Origin of the sequence: Nocardia sp. NPDC049707 (genome assembly GCF_040674855.1) — a bacterium.
Lineage (GTDB): Bacteria > Actinomycetota > Actinomycetes > Mycobacteriales > Mycobacteriaceae > Nocardia.
Map to the genome: position 1 here is coordinate 65811 of NZ_JBFANN010000025.1, position 15679 is coordinate 81489.

Sequence of the window (15679 nt, forward strand, 5' to 3'; positions counted from 1 at the left end):
GAATGAAATGACTGTTGCCACACAAGCTTCCGAGGTAACTCCGAGCAGCCCGCCGGACGGGCCGTCACTAGTGCAGCGGATGGTCGTGCGACCGGAGATCGGCGCATTGCTGGGCGCCGCGCTCGTCTTCGTATTCTTCTCGATCATTACCGACCGGTTCCTCAGCCCGCTCGGCATCGCGACCTGGCTGGACGATTCGTCCACACTGGGCATCATGGCGGTCGCGGTCGCACTACTGATGATAGGCGGCGAATTCGACTTGTCCGCCGGTGTCATGACCGCATCCACCGCGCTGGTCACCGCATTGCTCGCAGTACACGCGGGGTGGAATGTCTGGCTCGCGTTATTGGTTTCGCTGCTCTTCGCGCTCACGGTCGGTGCCTTCAACGGCTGGCTCGTGATGCGAACCGGGCTACCGAGTTTCATCGTGACCCTCGGTACATTCCTTGCGCTGCAAGGTCTCAACCTCGGTGTGACCCGGCTGGTCACCGGAACCGTTCAGGTGTCGGGCATTCGCAGCGCAGACGGATACAACTCGGCCGGCTGGGTCTTCGCCTCGACACTGGATATCGGCGACACGCATCTACAGGCATCGGTCGTCTGGTGGGTGGTGCTGACCGCGGTCGCCGCACTTGTATTGGTACGCACCAAGTTCGGCAACTGGATCTTCGCGGTGGGTGGTGCGCTGCCGAGCGCGCGGGCCGTCGGCGTCCCCGCCGATCGGACGAAGATCCTGCTCTTCATGACTACCGCCTTCGCCGGGTGGGTCGTCGGATCCTGCAGCATCCTCCGGTTCTCCAGCGTGCAGGCGAATCAAGGTGTCGGGCTGGAACTGCACTACATCATCGCGGCGGTGGTCGGCGGCTGCCTGCTGACCGGTGGATTCGGTTCGGCGATCGGCGCCGCGATCGGTGCGCTGATCTTCGGCATGGCGCGGCAGGGCATCGTCTTCGCTGGGTGGGACAGCGACTGGTTCATGCTGTTCCTCGGCGTGCTGCTGCTGGCTGCGGTGTTGGTCAACAACATATTCAAGAAGCGAGCCGAAAGGGTACGTCGATGACGCCACCACTGATCGAGGCGATCGATATCGGCAAGAGCTACGGCGGTGTCGTCGCACTGCATGACGTCTCGACCGTGGTGCGGGCTGGACAGGTGACCTGCATCCTCGGCGATAACGGTGCGGGCAAATCGACGCTGATCAAGATTCTGGCCGGTGTGCACCAGCACGACCGCGGTGAACTGAAGCTGGACGGCCAGTCGGCTCGATTGTCCTCGCCCCGTGTGGCTTTGGACCACGGCATCGCGACCGTCTACCAGGATCTCGCGGTGGTGCCGCTGATGAGCGTCTGGCGCAACTTCGTACTCGGTTGCGAGCCGACCATCGGATACGGTCCCCTGCGACTGCTGGACCGCCGCAAGGGTCGCGAAATCGCGCGAGAGGCGTTGGCGGACATGGGGATCGAGATCCGCGATCCCGAGCAGCCGGTCGGCACACTGTCCGGCGGACAACGCCAATGCATCGCGATCGCCAGGGCGGTGCACTACGGGGCCAAGGTGCTTATTCTCGACGAACCCACGGCCGCTCTCGGCGTGAAACAGGCCGGTGTCGTATTGAAGTACGTTGTGCAGGCTAGGGATCGAGGGCTGGGTGTCATCTTGATCACGCACAACCCGCACCACGCTTATCCGGTCGGCGACCGCTTCCTGCTGCTCAAACGCGGTGCGATGCTCGGTTCGTACGAGAAGTCGGAGATCGACCTGCCGGAGCTGACAAGACAAATGGCCGGAGGCGCGGAATTGGACGCACTACAGCACGAACTACAGCGCGTGGTGACGCCGTGAGGCTGACAACGGCGCAGGCATTGGTCGGCTGGCTGGTCGCCCAGCATTCGGAGACCTTCGATGGGCGCGAAGTCCCCCTGTTCCCCGCGGCTTTCGCGATATTCGGGCACGGCAATGTGCTCGGCCTCGGCACCGCACTGTCCGAGCGTCGCGATGAAATCCCGGTCTGGCGTGGGCATACCGAGCAGGGGATGGCCCTGGCCGCCATCGGCTTGGCCAAGGCGACCCACCGTCGCCAGGTCGGGATCGCGACTTCCTCGATCGGTCCCGGCGCACTGAATATGGTGACCGCCGCCGGTGTCGCCCATGCGAATCGTCTTCCGCTGCTGTTGCTTCCGGGGGACACCTTCACCAGCCGCGCACCGGATCCGGTGCTGCAACAAGTCGAACACTTCGGCGACCCGACCCTTACCGTCAACGATGCGTTCCGCGCGGTGAGCCGCTACTTCGACCGCATCACCCGCCCAGAACAACTCATCACCACCCTGCCCCAGGCGGCCCGAGTATTGACCGATGCCGCCGATGTGGGCCCGGTGACACTTGCGCTGCCTCAGGATGTCCAAGCCGAGACCTACGACTTCCCGGACGCCCTGTTCGAGCCGGTCGTGCACCGAATCACGCGTTCGCGCCCCGATTCCCGGGTCCTGGTCGATGCAGCAGCCGCACTGCGCTCGGCGCGACGTCCGCTGCTGGTCATCGGCGGCGGTGTGCGCTATTCGGGTGCCGGTCGGCTGGTACTCGAATTCGCAGAGCGGCACGGCATTCCGATTACCGAAACGACGGCCGGCCGCACCCTTGTACCGCACGACCACGAGTTATATGCGGGTCCGCTCGGCATAACCGGCTCGGCATCGGCCAATGCCGCTGCCGCACAGGCGGATCTGGTGCTGGCTATCGGCACCCGACTGCAGGACTTCACCACGGCATCCTGGACCGTCTTTGCACCCGATGTCCGGCTGATCACCATCAACACCGCACGTTTCGACGCGGTGAAGCATGGCGCGCTCGCGGTCGTGGGTGATGCCGACGCGACCGTGCGGGAATTGGCCCCGCTCCTCACGAATTGGCGGGTCGACACCGAATGGTCCGGCTGCGCGGAAGGGCTTCGTAGCACCTGGGACGCCCATATCGACGAGCTGCGCGCACCGACACCTGGCATTCCGAGCTACGCCCAAATCGTCGGCGTCGTCAATGAATTGAGTGCACCAGACGACTACGTCATGACCGCCGCGGGCGGTATGCCCGGCGAGCTGATCGGCGGCTGGCGGGCCACCGGCACTGTGCCGACCATGGACGTCGAGTACGGATTCTCCTGCATGGGTTATGAACTCGCGGGCGCTTGGGGTGCGGCCATGGCGCATGTGCACGGTCTGGTCACTACCATGCTCGGCGACGGCTCCTATCTGATGCTCAATTCCGAACTGTTCTCCGCGGCCTTCGCGGGCCACCGGTTCGTCGCGGTCGTCTGCGATAATGGCGGGTACGCGGTGATCGCCCGGCTCCAGGAGGGGCAGGGCGGTGACCCCTTCAACAACCGCTATGCCGACTGCCGCACCAACCATACGCAACCACCTCGTGCCGATTTCGCAAGCCACGCAAGAGCATTGGGCTGCGCAGTATTCACCGCGGCCGATCTGACCGAGTTCCGCAGCGCGTACGCGCGGGCAAGAGCGGCGGCCTTGAGCGAGTCTCGCCCTGCCGTCGTGGTCGTGCCCACCCAGCCGTCCACCTGGACCGATGCGGGCGCGTGGTGGGAGGTCGGCGTGCCGGAATATCTGTCGGGCCGCGCGGAGTACGACGAGGCCAAGGCGGCGCAGGTGCGTTATCTGAACAGAGCCGAATCAGCGGAGTAGCTGCGTGCAGGTAATTCCGCCGATATGACGGCATGGACCAAGACGCCATCGGCGTCTGGAACACGCCCGGCGGTGACAAGATCGCCTGGTTCCCGGACCCCGATGGCAATGTCCTATCGCTCACCGAATTTGCGGGCGGCTCTGCGGTGTAGGACACTTGGTCACAGCCGCATAACTGAAAACCGACCACTTAGTGCACATCCACCTCCGAAGTCGCGGATTTTCTTCGCGAATTCTTAGATTTGGTCCGAGGTCCGCGCCGAGCGTGGTTGCTGGGATTTCGGCCGCGTCAACGCGGGTAGCCGAAAGTGTGCGCTGACCGGCGGGTCCATGTGTTGCGACCGCTTTTTGATCAGGGTAGCCAGCCCTTCGTAACCGCTGTTGTGTCCGCGGCCACCGGGCTGCGCCAACGTCGTTTTGCTCACAGTTACCGGTGCTGGATGTGGCCGGATTCGTCGGATGATGGCATTGTTGATCGCGAGATCGGGCTCATCGAAGTGATCTGCTCGGCTCATCAACAGGAAGTAAGAAGTAAAGAACATGGCTCAAGGCAGTGTGAAGTGGTTCAACAGCGAGAAGGGCTTCGGCTTTATCGCTCAAGACGGAGGCGGCCCTGACGTCTTCGTGCATTACTCGGCCGTTTCCGGCTCGGGTTTCCGGTCCCTCGAAGAGGGCCAGCGCGTGGAGTTCGAGATCGGCCAGGGCCAGAAGGGTCCGCAGGCTCAGGACGTCCGCGCTATCTGATTCAAGCGTGACTTAAGAGGCTCGCACCCGGCAGGGGGTGCGGGCCTCTACTCGTTTTTCGGGGGTACTCAGGCGCTCCCTGGTGAACGTGACATGGGTGACCCCGGGGGAGCGCACCGCCGCGCTGATCCGGTAGCCCGGTACGGTGCCTAGATTCTCGCAGAGCCGCTCACCCGCGCCGAGCAGGACCGGGACGACCGCGAGATGCGTCTCGTCCACCTAGCTGACGCGCGGGAACTGCCGGATCGCTGATGAGCCCCTCGCGAGCAGTACATCCTGACCGTCCGCGGCCTGGAAGGCTTGGCGCAGAACCTCTTCCGGCGTTTCGGTCACGAAATGGAAGGTCGTGCCGCCTGCCGTCGGCCGCGCGACGGCCGCGCGTGACGGGTCAGCACGAAGGTGTTGTGGTGGTAGGGCAGGTTGTCGCCCATCGGCCCTGCCATTCGTCATCGGTCCGCGGATCGCGGATCGCGGATCGCATGTTGCCTCCCATGATGGTTGCGCCGATTCCGGCATCGCCCGCGACCATGAAATCGTTGTTCACGCCGGTGTCCGCGCCGTCCATCTGGTGTGCCGAGCGGGTGGCCCGCCGTGCCGCCGCATCCCGCCCTCGCCGAGCGGATTCTCGAGTCCCTGATTCGGTCCGGCGATCTGGCCGTCGAGCGAGATCGCGATTTTGTGTATGCGCGACTTGGTCAGGGTTCTCCCCTTCTCGGTCTGCTTGCATTTCGCAATCGCTCGTGGGCACCGTGCGTGCAACTGGTTTTAGAATGCAAGCAGAAATTCGACGGAGGGAGCGCCGCATGCGTGACGAGGGACGTTCTGGCTGCCCGATCAACGCGACCATCGAGGTGATCGGCGATCGGTGGACGCTGCTGGTGCTGCGCGACGTGATGTTCGGCAATCGCCGCCACTTCCGCGAACTGCTGGCCGGATCGGAGGAGGGGATCGCGTCCAATATCCTGTCCGACCGGCTCAAGCGCCTCGTCGCGGCGGGACTGCTCAGTCGCGAGGACACCCGCCCCGGTCAGAAGGTCGAGTACCGGCTCGCCGAGCCTGCGATCCAGCTGGTCCCGATCATGGCGCAATTGGGCGCATGGGGGCTCCGGCATCGCCCGACGACGAAACGCCTGCGGGTGCGCGCCGAACTGCTGGAGGAGGGCGGGCCGCAGCTGTGGGCCGAGTTCATGGACGAGCTGCGCGAGTCGCACCTCGGGATTCCGCGTCCGGATCCGGATGCGCCGACCGCCACCGACCGGTTGGCGCGTGCCTATGCCGCCGCGGTCGCCGAGGTGTGATGCACAGCTGACCCGCCGAGTCCCACTGCGCTAGAGCTCATCTCCGGCGGCCAGAACTCCTTGCGGAAGAAGTCGGCGCTCACCGTGCGTGTTGCTGGGACTATGGGGCTGGCGGCAGGGCGGGGGCGTGGGTTGGTGGACGCCGCTCGATGCGGCCGTCGCCGGGCCCGCCAGCGCGCTGGTGATCCACTTCTTCATCCACTGCACCGCGTTCGTCCATCTGGTTCCGTGTATTTCGGTAACGCCATGCTCGCTGTCACGCTGATCCGGCGCGCTCGTATCTGACGTATCGCGCCGACTAATACCACCGGCTTGCGATAAGGCGTGCCGCGGTTGTACGTGTCCGGCGATTGCCGGGTTTCTGCGCCTTATCTCGGATAGATCTCAGGCGGCGTCAAGCCTTCTCTCAGATGTCTCTTAGAAAGGTTCATTTGCGGAGCTAATTACAGTGCGACAAACTGCTGCTGACCTGCATTAGGTCAGATACGGCCTGATCAGAGAGATGCTGGTCGGTTGTCCAGATCACAATTGAAAGCGATATGCAGCCTGCATCACAATAGATCAGAATTCCGTAACCCTATTTGCTCGGCCCCCGATGTGCCATGTGTCAGCCAGTTCGACTGGATTTGTTTCGACGAAGAGGAAACTTCATGATCCCCGTTATCATCCACACCGGTTCCGCTGCCCTGGACGGCCTGCTCTCCACCGGTAGCGCTGCTCTGCACGGTATTTTCCACACCCTGTGGACGGGTTCTTTCGGCGGCTGGTGACGCTGTCTCGGTCGATGGTTTCGACCGCGCCGACGCCGCTGTGACGGCGTGCGACGAGGAAGGCCTCGCACCGTTGGTGCGGGGCCTTCCTGCGTGTTGAGGCAGCCGTCTACCGGGGGGTAAGCCGCGGCGGATTCCGGCCAACTAAGCTGGTGCGCGGTAATTGCCGACCCCCTTTCCTCCCAGGAGTACCCCACAGTGAGCCAAGCAGGCCGTCCTGTTGTTCTGATCGCCGACAAGCTCGCCCAGTCGACCGTCGACGCGCTCGGTGACGGTGTCGAGGTCCGCTGGGTCGATGGCCCCGACCGTCCGGCGCTGCTGGCCGCGGTGCCCGAGGCGGACGCCCTACTCGTCCGCTCGGCGACCACCGTCGATGCCGAGGTGCTCGGGGCCGGGAAGAACCTGAAGATCGTCGCCCGCGCCGGCGTCGGCCTCGACAACGTCGATGTGCCCGCGGCCACCGAGCGCGGCGTCATGGTGGTCAACGCGCCCACCTCCAACATCCATACCGCTGCCGAGCACGCCGTCACGCTGCTGCTGGCCGCGGCCCGCCAGATCCCGGCCGCCGACGCCACCCTGCGCGAGCGCACCTGGCAGCGCAGCAAGTTCAACGGTGTAGAAATCTTCGACAAGACCGTCGGCGTCGTCGGCCTCGGCCGCATCGGCCAGCTGTTCGCCGCGCGTCTCGCTGCCTTCGAGACCAAGGTGATCGCATACGACCCCTACGTTTCCCCGGCCCGCGCCGCCCAGCTCGGCATCGAACTGCTGAGCCTGGATGAACTGCTCGAGCGCGCCGACCTGATCTCGGTGCACCTGCCGAAGACCCCGGAGACCAAGGGCATCATCGGCAAGGAGGCAATCGCCAAGACCAAGCCGGGCGTCATCATCGTCAATGCCGCACGCGGGGGGCTGGTCGATGAGCAGGCGCTGGCCGACGCCATCAAGTCGGGTCATGTGCGTGCCGCCGGCTTGGACGTATTCGATAGCGAGCCGTGCACCGACAGCCCGCTGTTCGACCTGCCGCAGGTCGTGGTGACCCCGCACCTGGGTGCTTCCACCGCCGAGGCGCAGGACCGCGCGGGCACCGATGTCGCCAAGTCCGTACTGCTGGCCCTGGCCGGTGAATTCGTGCCGGGCGCGGTGAACGTCACCGGTGGCACCGTCGGCGACGAGGTCGCGCCGTGGCTGGAGATCGTGCGCAAGCAGGGGCACCTGCTCGGTGCGGTGTCCAACGAGCTGCCGGTCAGCATCGAGGTGCAGGTGCGCGGCGAGCTGGCCGCGCAAGATGTTGCGGTGCTGGAGCTGGCCGCGCTGCGCGGCCTCTTCTCCGCACTGGTCGAGCCCGGCACAAACGGGCAGAGCCCGGCGGTCACCTTCGTCAACGCCCCCGCGCTGGCCAAGGACCGCGGCATTACCGCCGAGGTCACCAAGATTTCGGAGAGCCCGAGCCACCGCAGTGTCGTCGACCTGCGTGCGGTCTTCGGCGACGGCCGCACCCTGAATGTGGCGGGCACGCTGACCGAGCCGCAGCTGGTGCAGAAGATCGTCAACATCAACGGCCGCAACTACGATATGCGCGCCGAGGGCCTGAACCTGGCCGTGCTGAACTACGAGGACAAGCCGGGTGCCCTGGGCAAGATCGGCACCAAGCTCGGTGAGGCCGAGATCGACATCCTTGCCGCACAGCTGAGCCAGGATGTCGACAAGGAAGGCGCAACCGTCGTTCTCCGTGTGGCCCGCGAAGTCCCCGCGGACATCCAAGCCGCGATCGCCGAATCCGTCGGCGCCGCCAAGATCGTCCTGGTCGACCTCTTCTGACAACCACCGGCGCCGCGCACCCCTACTCTGCGCGGCGCCGCCACATCTGCCGCCTACGAAATGTCAAGGCAGGCACGTAATTGCCGGCAAACAGTGCGTGGCGTGCGAAAACGTGCGCCGCGATGCCCGGCAGCAGGCTGTGGTGGGGGCGAAGTACGGTGGCGGTTGGTATCAATGAACGGAGCGTTGGTGTTATGAAGCTTGCTGTTATCGCGGGTGATGGGATCGGGCCCGAGGTCATCGCGGAGGCGCTCAAGGTGCTCGACGTGGTGCAGCCGGGGGTTGAGAAGACCGAGTACGACCTGGGGGCGCGGCGCTATCACGCGACCGGGGAGATTCTGCCGGACTCGGTGCTGCCCGAGCTGAAGCAGCACGATGCGATCCTGCTCGGCGCGATCGGCGATCCGTCGGTGCCGAGCGGAGTGCTCGAGCGCGGATTGCTGCTGCGCACCCGGTTCGCGCTGGATCACCATGTGAACCTGCGTCCGTCGAAGCTGTACCCGGGTGTGACCAGTCCGCTCTCGGGCGATCCGGATATCGACTTCGTGGTCGTGCGCGAGGGCACTGAGGGGCCCTACACCGGCACCGGCGGCGCCATCCGGGTGGAGACGCCACACGAGGTCGCCACCGAGGTCAGCACCAACACCCGCTTCGGCATCGAGCGCGTTGTCCGCTACGCCTTCGCCAAGGCGCAGGCCCGACGCAAGCACCTCACGCTGGTGCACAAGAACAATGTGCTGACCTTCGCCGGTTCGCTGTGGCAGCGCACGGTGAACGAGGTCGCGGCGGAGTTCCCAGAGGTGCAGACCGCCTACCAGCACATCGATGCCGCCACCATCCACATGGTCAACGACCCGGGCCGCTTCGATGTGATCGTCACCGACAACCTCTTCGGCGACATCATCACCGACCTCGCGGCTGCGGTCAGCGGCGGAATCGGCCTCGCGGCCAGCGGCAATATCGATGCCTCCGGCACCAACCCGAGCATGTTCGAGCCGGTCCACGGCAGTGCCCCCGATATCGCGGGTCAGTCCAAGGCCGACCCGACCGCTGCGATTCTGTCGGTATCGTTGCTGCTCAACCACCTCGGAAATACCGAAGGCGCCGCCCGCATCGAAGCCGCGGTCGCCAAGGATCTCGCCGCCCGCACCGGCGCGGCCTCGACCGTCGAGATCGGCGACCGGATCGCCGCGGCGGTCTGATTCGTACTCGGCCCCGCGCTCGGTTTCGAGCGCGGGCCCGCAGCGGTAGCCATACCGCCTCGTCCGTTTCAGCGCGCTTGTAATCAGCGCCGGCGACTCGCGATGAGATCGTGGACCCGTGCCGCGGCGAACATCGCACCAGCGATCGCTCGATGCTGGTGTTCGACGACGATGGTTGCCGCACTGATGAATTCGGCGTCGGATGGTCCGGGCTTGCGCTGTTCGGTCAGTTGTTCGGCGGTGGATTGTCGTGCGGTCATGATGGCCGCCCAGTGGTGTCGTCGGATTTCCGCGGCTCGGCACTGAAGTCGGGGTGCTGGGTCGCTTCACAGGGATTCGCCGAGATGTGAGGCTGCCACTGGGCTTGCGGCGTCGGTACCTGTGGTGATGTCGACTCACCAGGTAGTGGAGAAACCATCGTCCGGGTGGGTGGCCGGCACGGTACCTGTTGTGCGGCAGTCGAATCGGGCGGTGTCGCGCCGATTGCTCGAAGGGGTGGTGGCGGAGTGTGTGGATCTGGTGGCGGCGGAGCGGGCCATCCGCCGGGAAGGTGTTGCGCGGTAGGAGAGCTCGCTGAGCCAGGCGCCGCCCAGCTGTGCGGCCGCGGAGGAGGGGGCCAATGCGGCGTGGCCGGTGGGTTCGGCGGTACCGGAGGTGTTGCCCAGTTGAGCGGCGGGATTGGCCAGCCGAATTGGGCGGGGCTGGGCGGTGGAGGCGTTGGCCGGCCGGGGGCGGGGTCTGTGGACATGGTTATCTCGTTTGGCTGTAGGAGAGTTCGTTGAGCGGGGGATCAAAAGGGCGGCAGAGCTGGGGACTTCGGCACGTCGGGTGGGGTTGGCATCGGGGGTGGGCCGGGTGGCATGGGCGGGTGTGGTGGGGCCGGGAATCCGGCTGGCGGGGTGGGGATTCCGGGTGGTGTCAAGAATCCGGCTGGCGCGGTAGGGAATCCGGGTCGTGCCGGGAATCCGGGTGGTGTCGGGGGAACGGGCGGAGTCGGAGGTGTGGGAAACGGGACCATCGGGGGCATCGGACCGCTGAAGCGTTGGAAGGCCGCTTGGCGGGAGGTGCCGAGGAGATCGCCGATTTCGGCCCAGGTGTGGCCTTCTTCGCGGGCCTGCCGGGCCAGAGTGTGCAGGATGTCGTCGACGAGTCGATTGAGATTGCGGGTCGCCGTGAGTGCGGCGAGCACCGGGACGCCGGGCTTGCCCTCCGCCGGGCGTAGCACACCCACCACCAGTTCCGCATTGGCGGACAACAACTTTCCGAGCATCGCCCGTTCGTCCTGTGCGTCGACGCGCTGCTGTTCATCAGACATATGTAAAGCCTGACTTGACACACTGACCTTGTCAAGGCTGGATTTACATCGTGGGTGGCGCGACGTGATCTACTCTGGCCGTGCCAGGGGGCGATCGCGTATGCCGCGCTCGGCATTTCGTAATGGGCCTTCGGTCGGAGTTCCGAACCCGCCGCTTCGAAGATGGTGTGCAACCGCCGCGGCTCTCGCGCCAAGTTCGGCCCCAGAAATCGCAGGCGGACAACGTCTTTCGGGCAAGTAGTGATTCCGCCGCTACTGCTCGACTGCTGATTCGGTGGGTCTCACAGGCGAGGCGGCCGAATGTGCCTGGTGCGCATGCGAAGCGCCCGCCCGGGGCGGGACCTGGACGGGCGCGATTTCGTCAGAGGCCGTTATTCGGATCGCCGATCGGTGGGAACCAAGGGAACCGCGGCCATCGCCAGGACGGCGGCCAACAGGTAAGCGGCGGGGAAGCCACTCGCGGTGATCAGCGCACCGAAAACCGGTGGGATGGCGGCTACTGCGAGGTTCTGGCCGGTGTTCTGGATGCCAAGTCCGCGTCCACTCCAGTACGGTCCGGCGATTTCGGCGACCGCGGTGAAGGCCAAACCGTTATCGGAAACCGTGATGACCGATGCGGCGATCAGCAGCGGGATCGCGGCCAACCACGCATGTGTCCATGCGGCAAAAGCCAAGGCGGCCATGGAGATTACGGCGGCGATGGCGACGGTGCGCAGCGGTCCAAGGCGGCTGCCGACGCGATCGGACCAGGCGCCCGCGCCGATTCGCCCTAGGGCGCCGAGGAATTGGGTTCCGGTCACCAGAACGCCCGCTACGGGCAGCGACCAGCCAACGTCACTATGCAACCACAATAATGCGAAAGTCCATACGGTGCCTTGGGGAATGCATAACAGCACCGACACTGTGTGGATACGCCACAACGTGGAGTCGCCGCGATACGGGTTGGCTCGATCTGCCGCCGCGCCCACGGGTCGGGGTGGATCGATGATCCCGATCAGGCAGCCGAGCGCGGCGGCTCCCGCCATCACCGCGGGCACGAGAATGGCCGTCGAGACACCGTGCGTGGCCGCAACGGTCGGAACGCTGAGCGCGCCGATACCGACGCCGATGGGCTGTGCGGCCTGTCGGATTCCCATGGCCAGTCCGCGCCGCCGGGGCGGAAACCAGCCGACGATCACCCTGCCGCTGGCGCCATTGGTACTCGCCGCGCCGACGCCGCCGAGGAGCAGCAATGCCCCGAGTAGCACGTAATCGGAGACGGTAGCCGCCGCGACGCCCGCGCCGAACATCAGCAGTGGTCCGCCGACCAGCACTTTCTGCTCACCGATCCGGTCGACGACATATCCCCAGGCGATCAGCGTGCACACCAGGCCGACGGTGGGCATGGCCACCAGCAGCCCTGCGGTAGCCAGCGGCATGCCATCGGCCGTGAGCGCGGGCAAGAGAAACGGCACCCCGTGCACGAAGACGGCACTCGAGGCCTGTGCGAACACGCTGAGGCCGAGCATGGACCATCGTCGGATGTCGCGCATCTGCGTCATGGTCGTAGCCATCACTCTCACCTCGTATTCTCAAAATGTGGGAATGGACTCTCACTCTGTGAACATTGAGTCTCACCGTACACCCGCGGACGAGCGGATTCGGCTGTGGTGCTGCCGAACTGCTCACACCGCCGGCGGCCGAGACCGCTGCCGCGCGCGGTTCCGGACCGCGCGGTCGGGCGCGTTCGAGCAGGTCGAGGGCGGTCGATAGACTGCGGTGCATGCGTCTAGGTCGAATCGCCAGTCCCGATGGAGTCGCTTTCGTCAGCATCGAAGGGGAGGGGAGCGAGAGCGTCGCCAAGGAGATCGCGGAACATCCGTTCGGTACTCCGACATTCACCGGGCGGAGTTGGCCGCTGGCCGATGTGCGCCAGCTCGCGCCGATTCTGGCCAGCAAGGTGGTCTGCATCGGCAAGAACTACGCCGCGCACGCGGCCGAAATGGGCGGGGTCGCACCGGCGGATCCGGTGATCTTCATGAAGCCGAGCACCTCGATCATCGGCCCGAACGCGTCAATCGTATTGCCGCCCAGCTCCTCCCAGGTCGACTACGAGGGTGAGCTGGCGATCGTCATCGGCCGTCCATGCAAGGATGTGCCCGCCGCCCGCGCGCTCGACGTGGTGCTCGGCTATACCGTCGCCAACGATGTGACCGCGCGCGATCAGCAGAAGCACGACGGCCAGTGGACCCGCGCCAAGGGCTACGACACCTTCTGCCCGCTCGGCCCGTGGATCGAAACCTCGCTCGACCCTTCGGATCTGGAGATCGTCACCGAAGTCGACGGCGAGGTCCGCCAGCGCAGCCGCACTTCGCTTCTGCTGCACGATATTCCGAAGCTCATCGAATGGGTGACGACGGTGATGACGCTGCTGCCCGGCGATGTGCTGCTCACCGGCACCCCGGAGGGTGTCGGCCCGCTGCAGTCCGGGCAGAACGTCTCCGTGACCGTCGAGGGCATCGGAACCCTCACCAATCCTGTTGCCGCCAAGCGCTAGTCGAAAGAGAGCCATGACTGAAGTACGGGTCCGCTTCTGCCCGTCACCGACCGGGACGCCACATGTCGGCCTGGTCCGGACGGCGCTGTTCAATTGGGCGTACGCCCGCCATACCGGCGGCAAGTTCGTCTTCCGCATCGAAGATACCGATGCCGCACGCGATTCCGAAGAATCCTACGGTGCGATCCTGGACGCGCTGCGCTGGCTCGGCCTCACCTGGGACGAGGGCCCGGAGGTCGGCGGGCCCTATGCGCCCTATCGGCAATCGCAGCGACGCGAGCTGCATATGGAGGTCGTGCGGAATTTGCTGGCGGCCGGTGAAGCATATGAATCTTTTTCCATGCCCGAAGAAGTTGAGGAGCGTCATCGCGCCGCGGGGCGCGATCCTAAACTCGGCTACGACAACTATGATCGCGATCTCACCCCCGAGCAGATCGCGGCCTATCGCGCCGCCGGACGCCCGGCGGTAATCCGGCTCAGAATGCCCGACGAAGACATCACCTGGCACGATCTCGTGCGAGGAGAAACCACCTTCAAAGCGGGTACCGTGCCCGATTTCGCACTCACTCGCGGTAATGGCGATCCGCTCTATACGCTGGTTAACCCGGTCGACGACGCATTGATGAAGATCACCCATGTGTTGCGCGGTGAGGACATTCTCTCGTCCACTCCGCGTCAAATTGCGCTCTATGCGGCGATGCGCCGGATCGGTGTCGCGGAGTTCACTCCGGAGTTCGGTCATCTACCGTTCGTGATGGGTCAGGGCAACAAGAAGTTGTCCAAGCGCGATCCGGAGTCGAATCTGTTCCTCCATCGGGATAGGGGATTCATCCCGGAGGGTTTGTTGAATTACCTGGCGCTACTCGGCTGGGGCATCGCGGAGGATCGCGATGTGTTTTCGATGGCCGAGATGGTGGCGGCCTTCGATATCTCGAAGGTGAATTCGAATCCGGCCCGTTTCGATCAGAAGAAGGCGGACGCACTCAACGCCGAACACATCCGATTGCTGGAGCCGGGTGATTTCGCGCACCGCTTGCGTGAGTTCCTCACCGAACACGGTCACATCGGCGCCGACATCGACGACAAGTTGTTCGCCGCCGCCGCCGAACTGGTGCAGACGCGGATCGTGGTGTTGTCCGATGCCTGGGATCTGCTGCGTTTCTTGCTCGCGCCCGCGGAAGAGTTCGCGATTGATCCGGCGGCGGGATCGAAGAACCTCGGTTCCGATGCGACATCGGTATTGGATGCCGCCATTGCCGCGCTGGAGCCGCTCACGGCCTGGACCACCCCCGCTATCGAGGATGCGCTCAAAACCGCGCTCATCGATGATCTGGGGCTCAAGCCGCGCAAGGCGTTCGCACCAGTGCGAGTGGCAGTGACGGGTTCGCATATCAGCCCGCCGCTGTACGAATCGCTGGAACTGCTCGGCCGGCAGACGAGCCTGGCTCGGCTGCGCTCGGCGCGGGACTGGACGGCACCGGCCTGAAAACCCGCCGTTGACCGAAAAACAGGGCGTTGACCAGGCGATTTGTAGTAGACCGTATGCAGTTTGGTACTCTTCTTCTCGGCTCGGAACCGGGCCTCGGGTCAGCCGGACACGAGGTCAAACGTCCTGGTCATTGGGGTATGGTGTAATTGGCAACACAGCTGATTCTGGTTCAGCCATTCTAGGTTCGAGTCCTGGTACCCCAGCGGAGAATGTTGTTCGTCTCTCGGTGCGCGACCGAAAGCTGTTCAGCATCCGGCGATTTGGTCGCCGAGCTTCGGTCAGCTAAGCTAACCGAGCTTCCACTGATCGAAAGATCAACCGGAAAGATCACTCACTGAAATGTGAGAGATCGAGTCCTGGCCCCGTCGTCTAGCGGCCTAGGACGCCGCCCTCTCAAGGCGGTAGCGCGGGTTCGAATCCCGTCGGGGCTACAACGAGTGAAAGGCTCATGCTCACACAGAGCGTGAGCCTTTCTCGTTTTCGCATTGTTTTGTGGGGGTGAAACCCCCACACCCCCACCCGGAGGGCTTCGCCCCCGGACCCCCGAGTCGGGCCGGGGGCTTCGCCCCGGGCCGGACTGGGGGGTTCGGGGGGGCCCGCTGTTTTCTCGTCGGTGGGGCGCTTTGTCGGGGTAGGGGCACCTCCCGGCGCTGATTGGCGGCCTCTGTCCTGAACACACCGGTCGGGCCTGGCAGTTTCGCCCCGGAACAGCAGGTCAGGGTGCCGCTGTATGGTGTGGCCCTGTTGTGTTTCCTCGCTGCTTGGCGCGTTTGCCGTGGTGCGGGGACTGGTTCATCAGTTTGTTGTGAGTG

The 15679-nt window shown here is 65.0% G+C and carries 14 protein-coding genes and 2 tRNA genes; 12 read left to right on the top strand and 4 right to left on the bottom strand.

Annotated features, from left to right (window positions below; genetic code table 11):
* Window positions 1-7 precede the first annotated feature (7 nt).
* The 4 genes from AB0J29_RS22160 to AB0J29_RS22175 all read left to right on the top strand — a co-directional run bounded on the left by AB0J29_RS22160 (window position 8) and on the right by AB0J29_RS22175 (window position 4439).
* Window positions 8-1060 (top strand): ABC transporter permease, encoded by a 1053-nt coding sequence (locus AB0J29_RS22160; RefSeq protein WP_364789191.1) that lies wholly within the window; start codon window positions 8-10, stop codon window positions 1058-1060.
* A complete protein-coding gene (locus AB0J29_RS22165) occupies window positions 1057-1842 on the top strand; it encodes an ATP-binding cassette domain-containing protein (RefSeq protein WP_364789194.1) in 786 nt (261 codons plus the stop codon). The genes AB0J29_RS22160 and AB0J29_RS22165 overlap by 4 nt, the downstream gene beginning before the upstream one ends.
* Entirely contained in the window at window positions 1839-3695 is a 1857-nt protein-coding gene (gene iolD / locus AB0J29_RS22170; protein ID WP_364789197.1) for a 3D-(3,5/4)-trihydroxycyclohexane-1,2-dione acylhydrolase (decyclizing), read from the top strand. Before AB0J29_RS22165 ends, iolD begins: the two co-directional genes overlap by 4 nt.
* Before the next feature lie 540 nt (window positions 3696-4235).
* Window positions 4236-4439 (top strand): cold-shock protein, encoded by a 204-nt coding sequence (locus AB0J29_RS22175; protein ID WP_040693519.1) that lies wholly within the window; start codon window positions 4236-4238, stop codon window positions 4437-4439.
* Between the two features lie 12 nt (window positions 4440-4451).
* Here the strand turns inward: AB0J29_RS22175 and AB0J29_RS22180 are convergent, their stop codons facing one another.
* A complete protein-coding gene (locus AB0J29_RS22180; RefSeq protein ID WP_364789200.1) occupies window positions 4452-4658 on the bottom strand; it encodes a hypothetical protein in 207 nt (68 codons plus the stop codon).
* A gap of 584 nt (window positions 4659-5242) precedes the next feature.
* On the opposite strand from AB0J29_RS22180, the gene AB0J29_RS22185 reads away from it, so the two are divergent.
* The 4 genes from AB0J29_RS22185 to AB0J29_RS22200 all read left to right on the top strand — a co-directional run bounded on the left by AB0J29_RS22185 (window position 5243) and on the right by AB0J29_RS22200 (window position 9527).
* Entirely contained in the window at window positions 5243-5737 is a 495-nt protein-coding gene (locus tag AB0J29_RS22185; RefSeq protein WP_364789203.1) for a helix-turn-helix domain-containing protein, read from the top strand.
* A 127-nt stretch (window positions 5738-5864) separates the two neighbouring features.
* Window positions 5865-6002 carry a hypothetical protein gene (locus AB0J29_RS22190; protein WP_364789206.1) on the top strand — a complete coding sequence of 46 codons (138 nt, stop codon included), beginning with the start codon at window positions 5865-5867 and terminating at the stop codon, window positions 6000-6002.
* Window positions 6003-6705: 703 nt separating this feature from the next.
* Complete coding sequence (serA, locus tag AB0J29_RS22195) at window positions 6706-8325, top strand: phosphoglycerate dehydrogenase (protein WP_364789209.1); 1620 nt, start codon at window positions 6706-6708, stop codon at window positions 8323-8325.
* 194 nt (window positions 8326-8519) lie between these two features.
* Entirely contained in the window at window positions 8520-9527 is a 1008-nt protein-coding gene (locus AB0J29_RS22200) for a 3-isopropylmalate dehydrogenase (RefSeq protein ID WP_364789212.1), read from the top strand.
* 83 nt (window positions 9528-9610) lie between these two features.
* Here AB0J29_RS22200 and AB0J29_RS22205 read toward each other — a convergent pair whose 3' ends face one another.
* From AB0J29_RS22205 to AB0J29_RS22215, 3 genes are all read right to left on the bottom strand, one after another.
* Complete coding sequence (locus AB0J29_RS22205) at window positions 9611-9787, bottom strand: hypothetical protein (RefSeq protein ID WP_364789215.1); 177 nt, start codon at window positions 9785-9787, stop codon at window positions 9611-9613.
* Between the two features lie 530 nt (window positions 9788-10317).
* Window positions 10318-10842, bottom strand: a complete 525-nt coding sequence (locus tag AB0J29_RS22210; RefSeq protein WP_364789217.1) for a hypothetical protein — start codon at window positions 10840-10842, stop codon at window positions 10318-10320.
* A gap of 371 nt (window positions 10843-11213) precedes the next feature.
* Window positions 11214-12395: an MFS transporter gene (locus tag AB0J29_RS22215; RefSeq protein ID WP_364789220.1), complete on the bottom strand. Its 1182-nt coding sequence runs from the start codon at window positions 12393-12395 to the stop codon at window positions 11214-11216.
* A gap of 209 nt (window positions 12396-12604) precedes the next feature.
* On the opposite strand from AB0J29_RS22215, the gene AB0J29_RS22220 reads away from it, so the two are divergent.
* The 4 genes from AB0J29_RS22220 to AB0J29_RS22235 all read left to right on the top strand — a co-directional run bounded on the left by AB0J29_RS22220 (window position 12605) and on the right by AB0J29_RS22235 (window position 15298).
* Window positions 12605-13378 carry a fumarylacetoacetate hydrolase family protein gene (locus AB0J29_RS22220; protein ID WP_364789223.1) on the top strand — a complete coding sequence of 258 codons (774 nt, stop codon included), beginning with the start codon at window positions 12605-12607 and terminating at the stop codon, window positions 13376-13378.
* Window positions 13379-13391: 13 nt separating this feature from the next.
* Complete coding sequence (gene gltX / locus AB0J29_RS22225) at window positions 13392-14864, top strand: glutamate--tRNA ligase (RefSeq protein WP_364789226.1); 1473 nt, start codon at window positions 13392-13394, stop codon at window positions 14862-14864.
* A 134-nt stretch (window positions 14865-14998) separates the two neighbouring features.
* Window positions 14999-15070: transfer RNA gene (locus tag AB0J29_RS22230), tRNA-Gln, on the top strand.
* Between the two features lie 155 nt (window positions 15071-15225).
* Window positions 15226-15298, top strand: a tRNA-Glu gene (locus tag AB0J29_RS22235).
* Window positions 15299-15679 lie beyond the last annotated feature (381 nt).

What these genes read in the sequence shown, in the direction of transcription:
- AB0J29_RS22210 (WP_364789217.1), bottom strand. Translation starts at nt 10,842, where the DNA reads ATGTCTGATGAACAGCAGCGCGTCGACGCACAGGACGAACGGGCGATG.
- AB0J29_RS22215 (WP_364789220.1), bottom strand. Translation starts at nt 12,395, where the DNA reads ATGGCTACGACCATGACGCAGATGCGCGACATCCGACGATGGTCCATG.
- AB0J29_RS22205 (WP_364789215.1), bottom strand. Translation starts at nt 9,787, where the DNA reads ATGACCGCACGACAATCCACCGCCGAACAACTGACCGAACAGCGCAAG.
- AB0J29_RS22165 (WP_364789194.1), top strand. Translation starts at nt 1,057, where the DNA reads ATGACGCCACCACTGATCGAGGCGATCGATATCGGCAAGAGCTACGGC.
- AB0J29_RS22175 (WP_040693519.1), top strand. Translation starts at nt 4,236, where the DNA reads ATGGCTCAAGGCAGTGTGAAGTGGTTCAACAGCGAGAAGGGCTTCGGC.
- gltX (WP_364789226.1), top strand. Translation starts at nt 13,392, where the DNA reads ATGACTGAAGTACGGGTCCGCTTCTGCCCGTCACCGACCGGGACGCCA.
- AB0J29_RS22160 (WP_364789191.1), top strand. Translation starts at nt 8, where the DNA reads ATGACTGTTGCCACACAAGCTTCCGAGGTAACTCCGAGCAGCCCGCCG.
- AB0J29_RS22200 (WP_364789212.1), top strand. Translation starts at nt 8,520, where the DNA reads ATGAAGCTTGCTGTTATCGCGGGTGATGGGATCGGGCCCGAGGTCATC.
- AB0J29_RS22220 (WP_364789223.1), top strand. Translation starts at nt 12,605, where the DNA reads ATGCGTCTAGGTCGAATCGCCAGTCCCGATGGAGTCGCTTTCGTCAGC.
- AB0J29_RS22185 (WP_364789203.1), top strand. Translation starts at nt 5,243, where the DNA reads ATGCGTGACGAGGGACGTTCTGGCTGCCCGATCAACGCGACCATCGAG.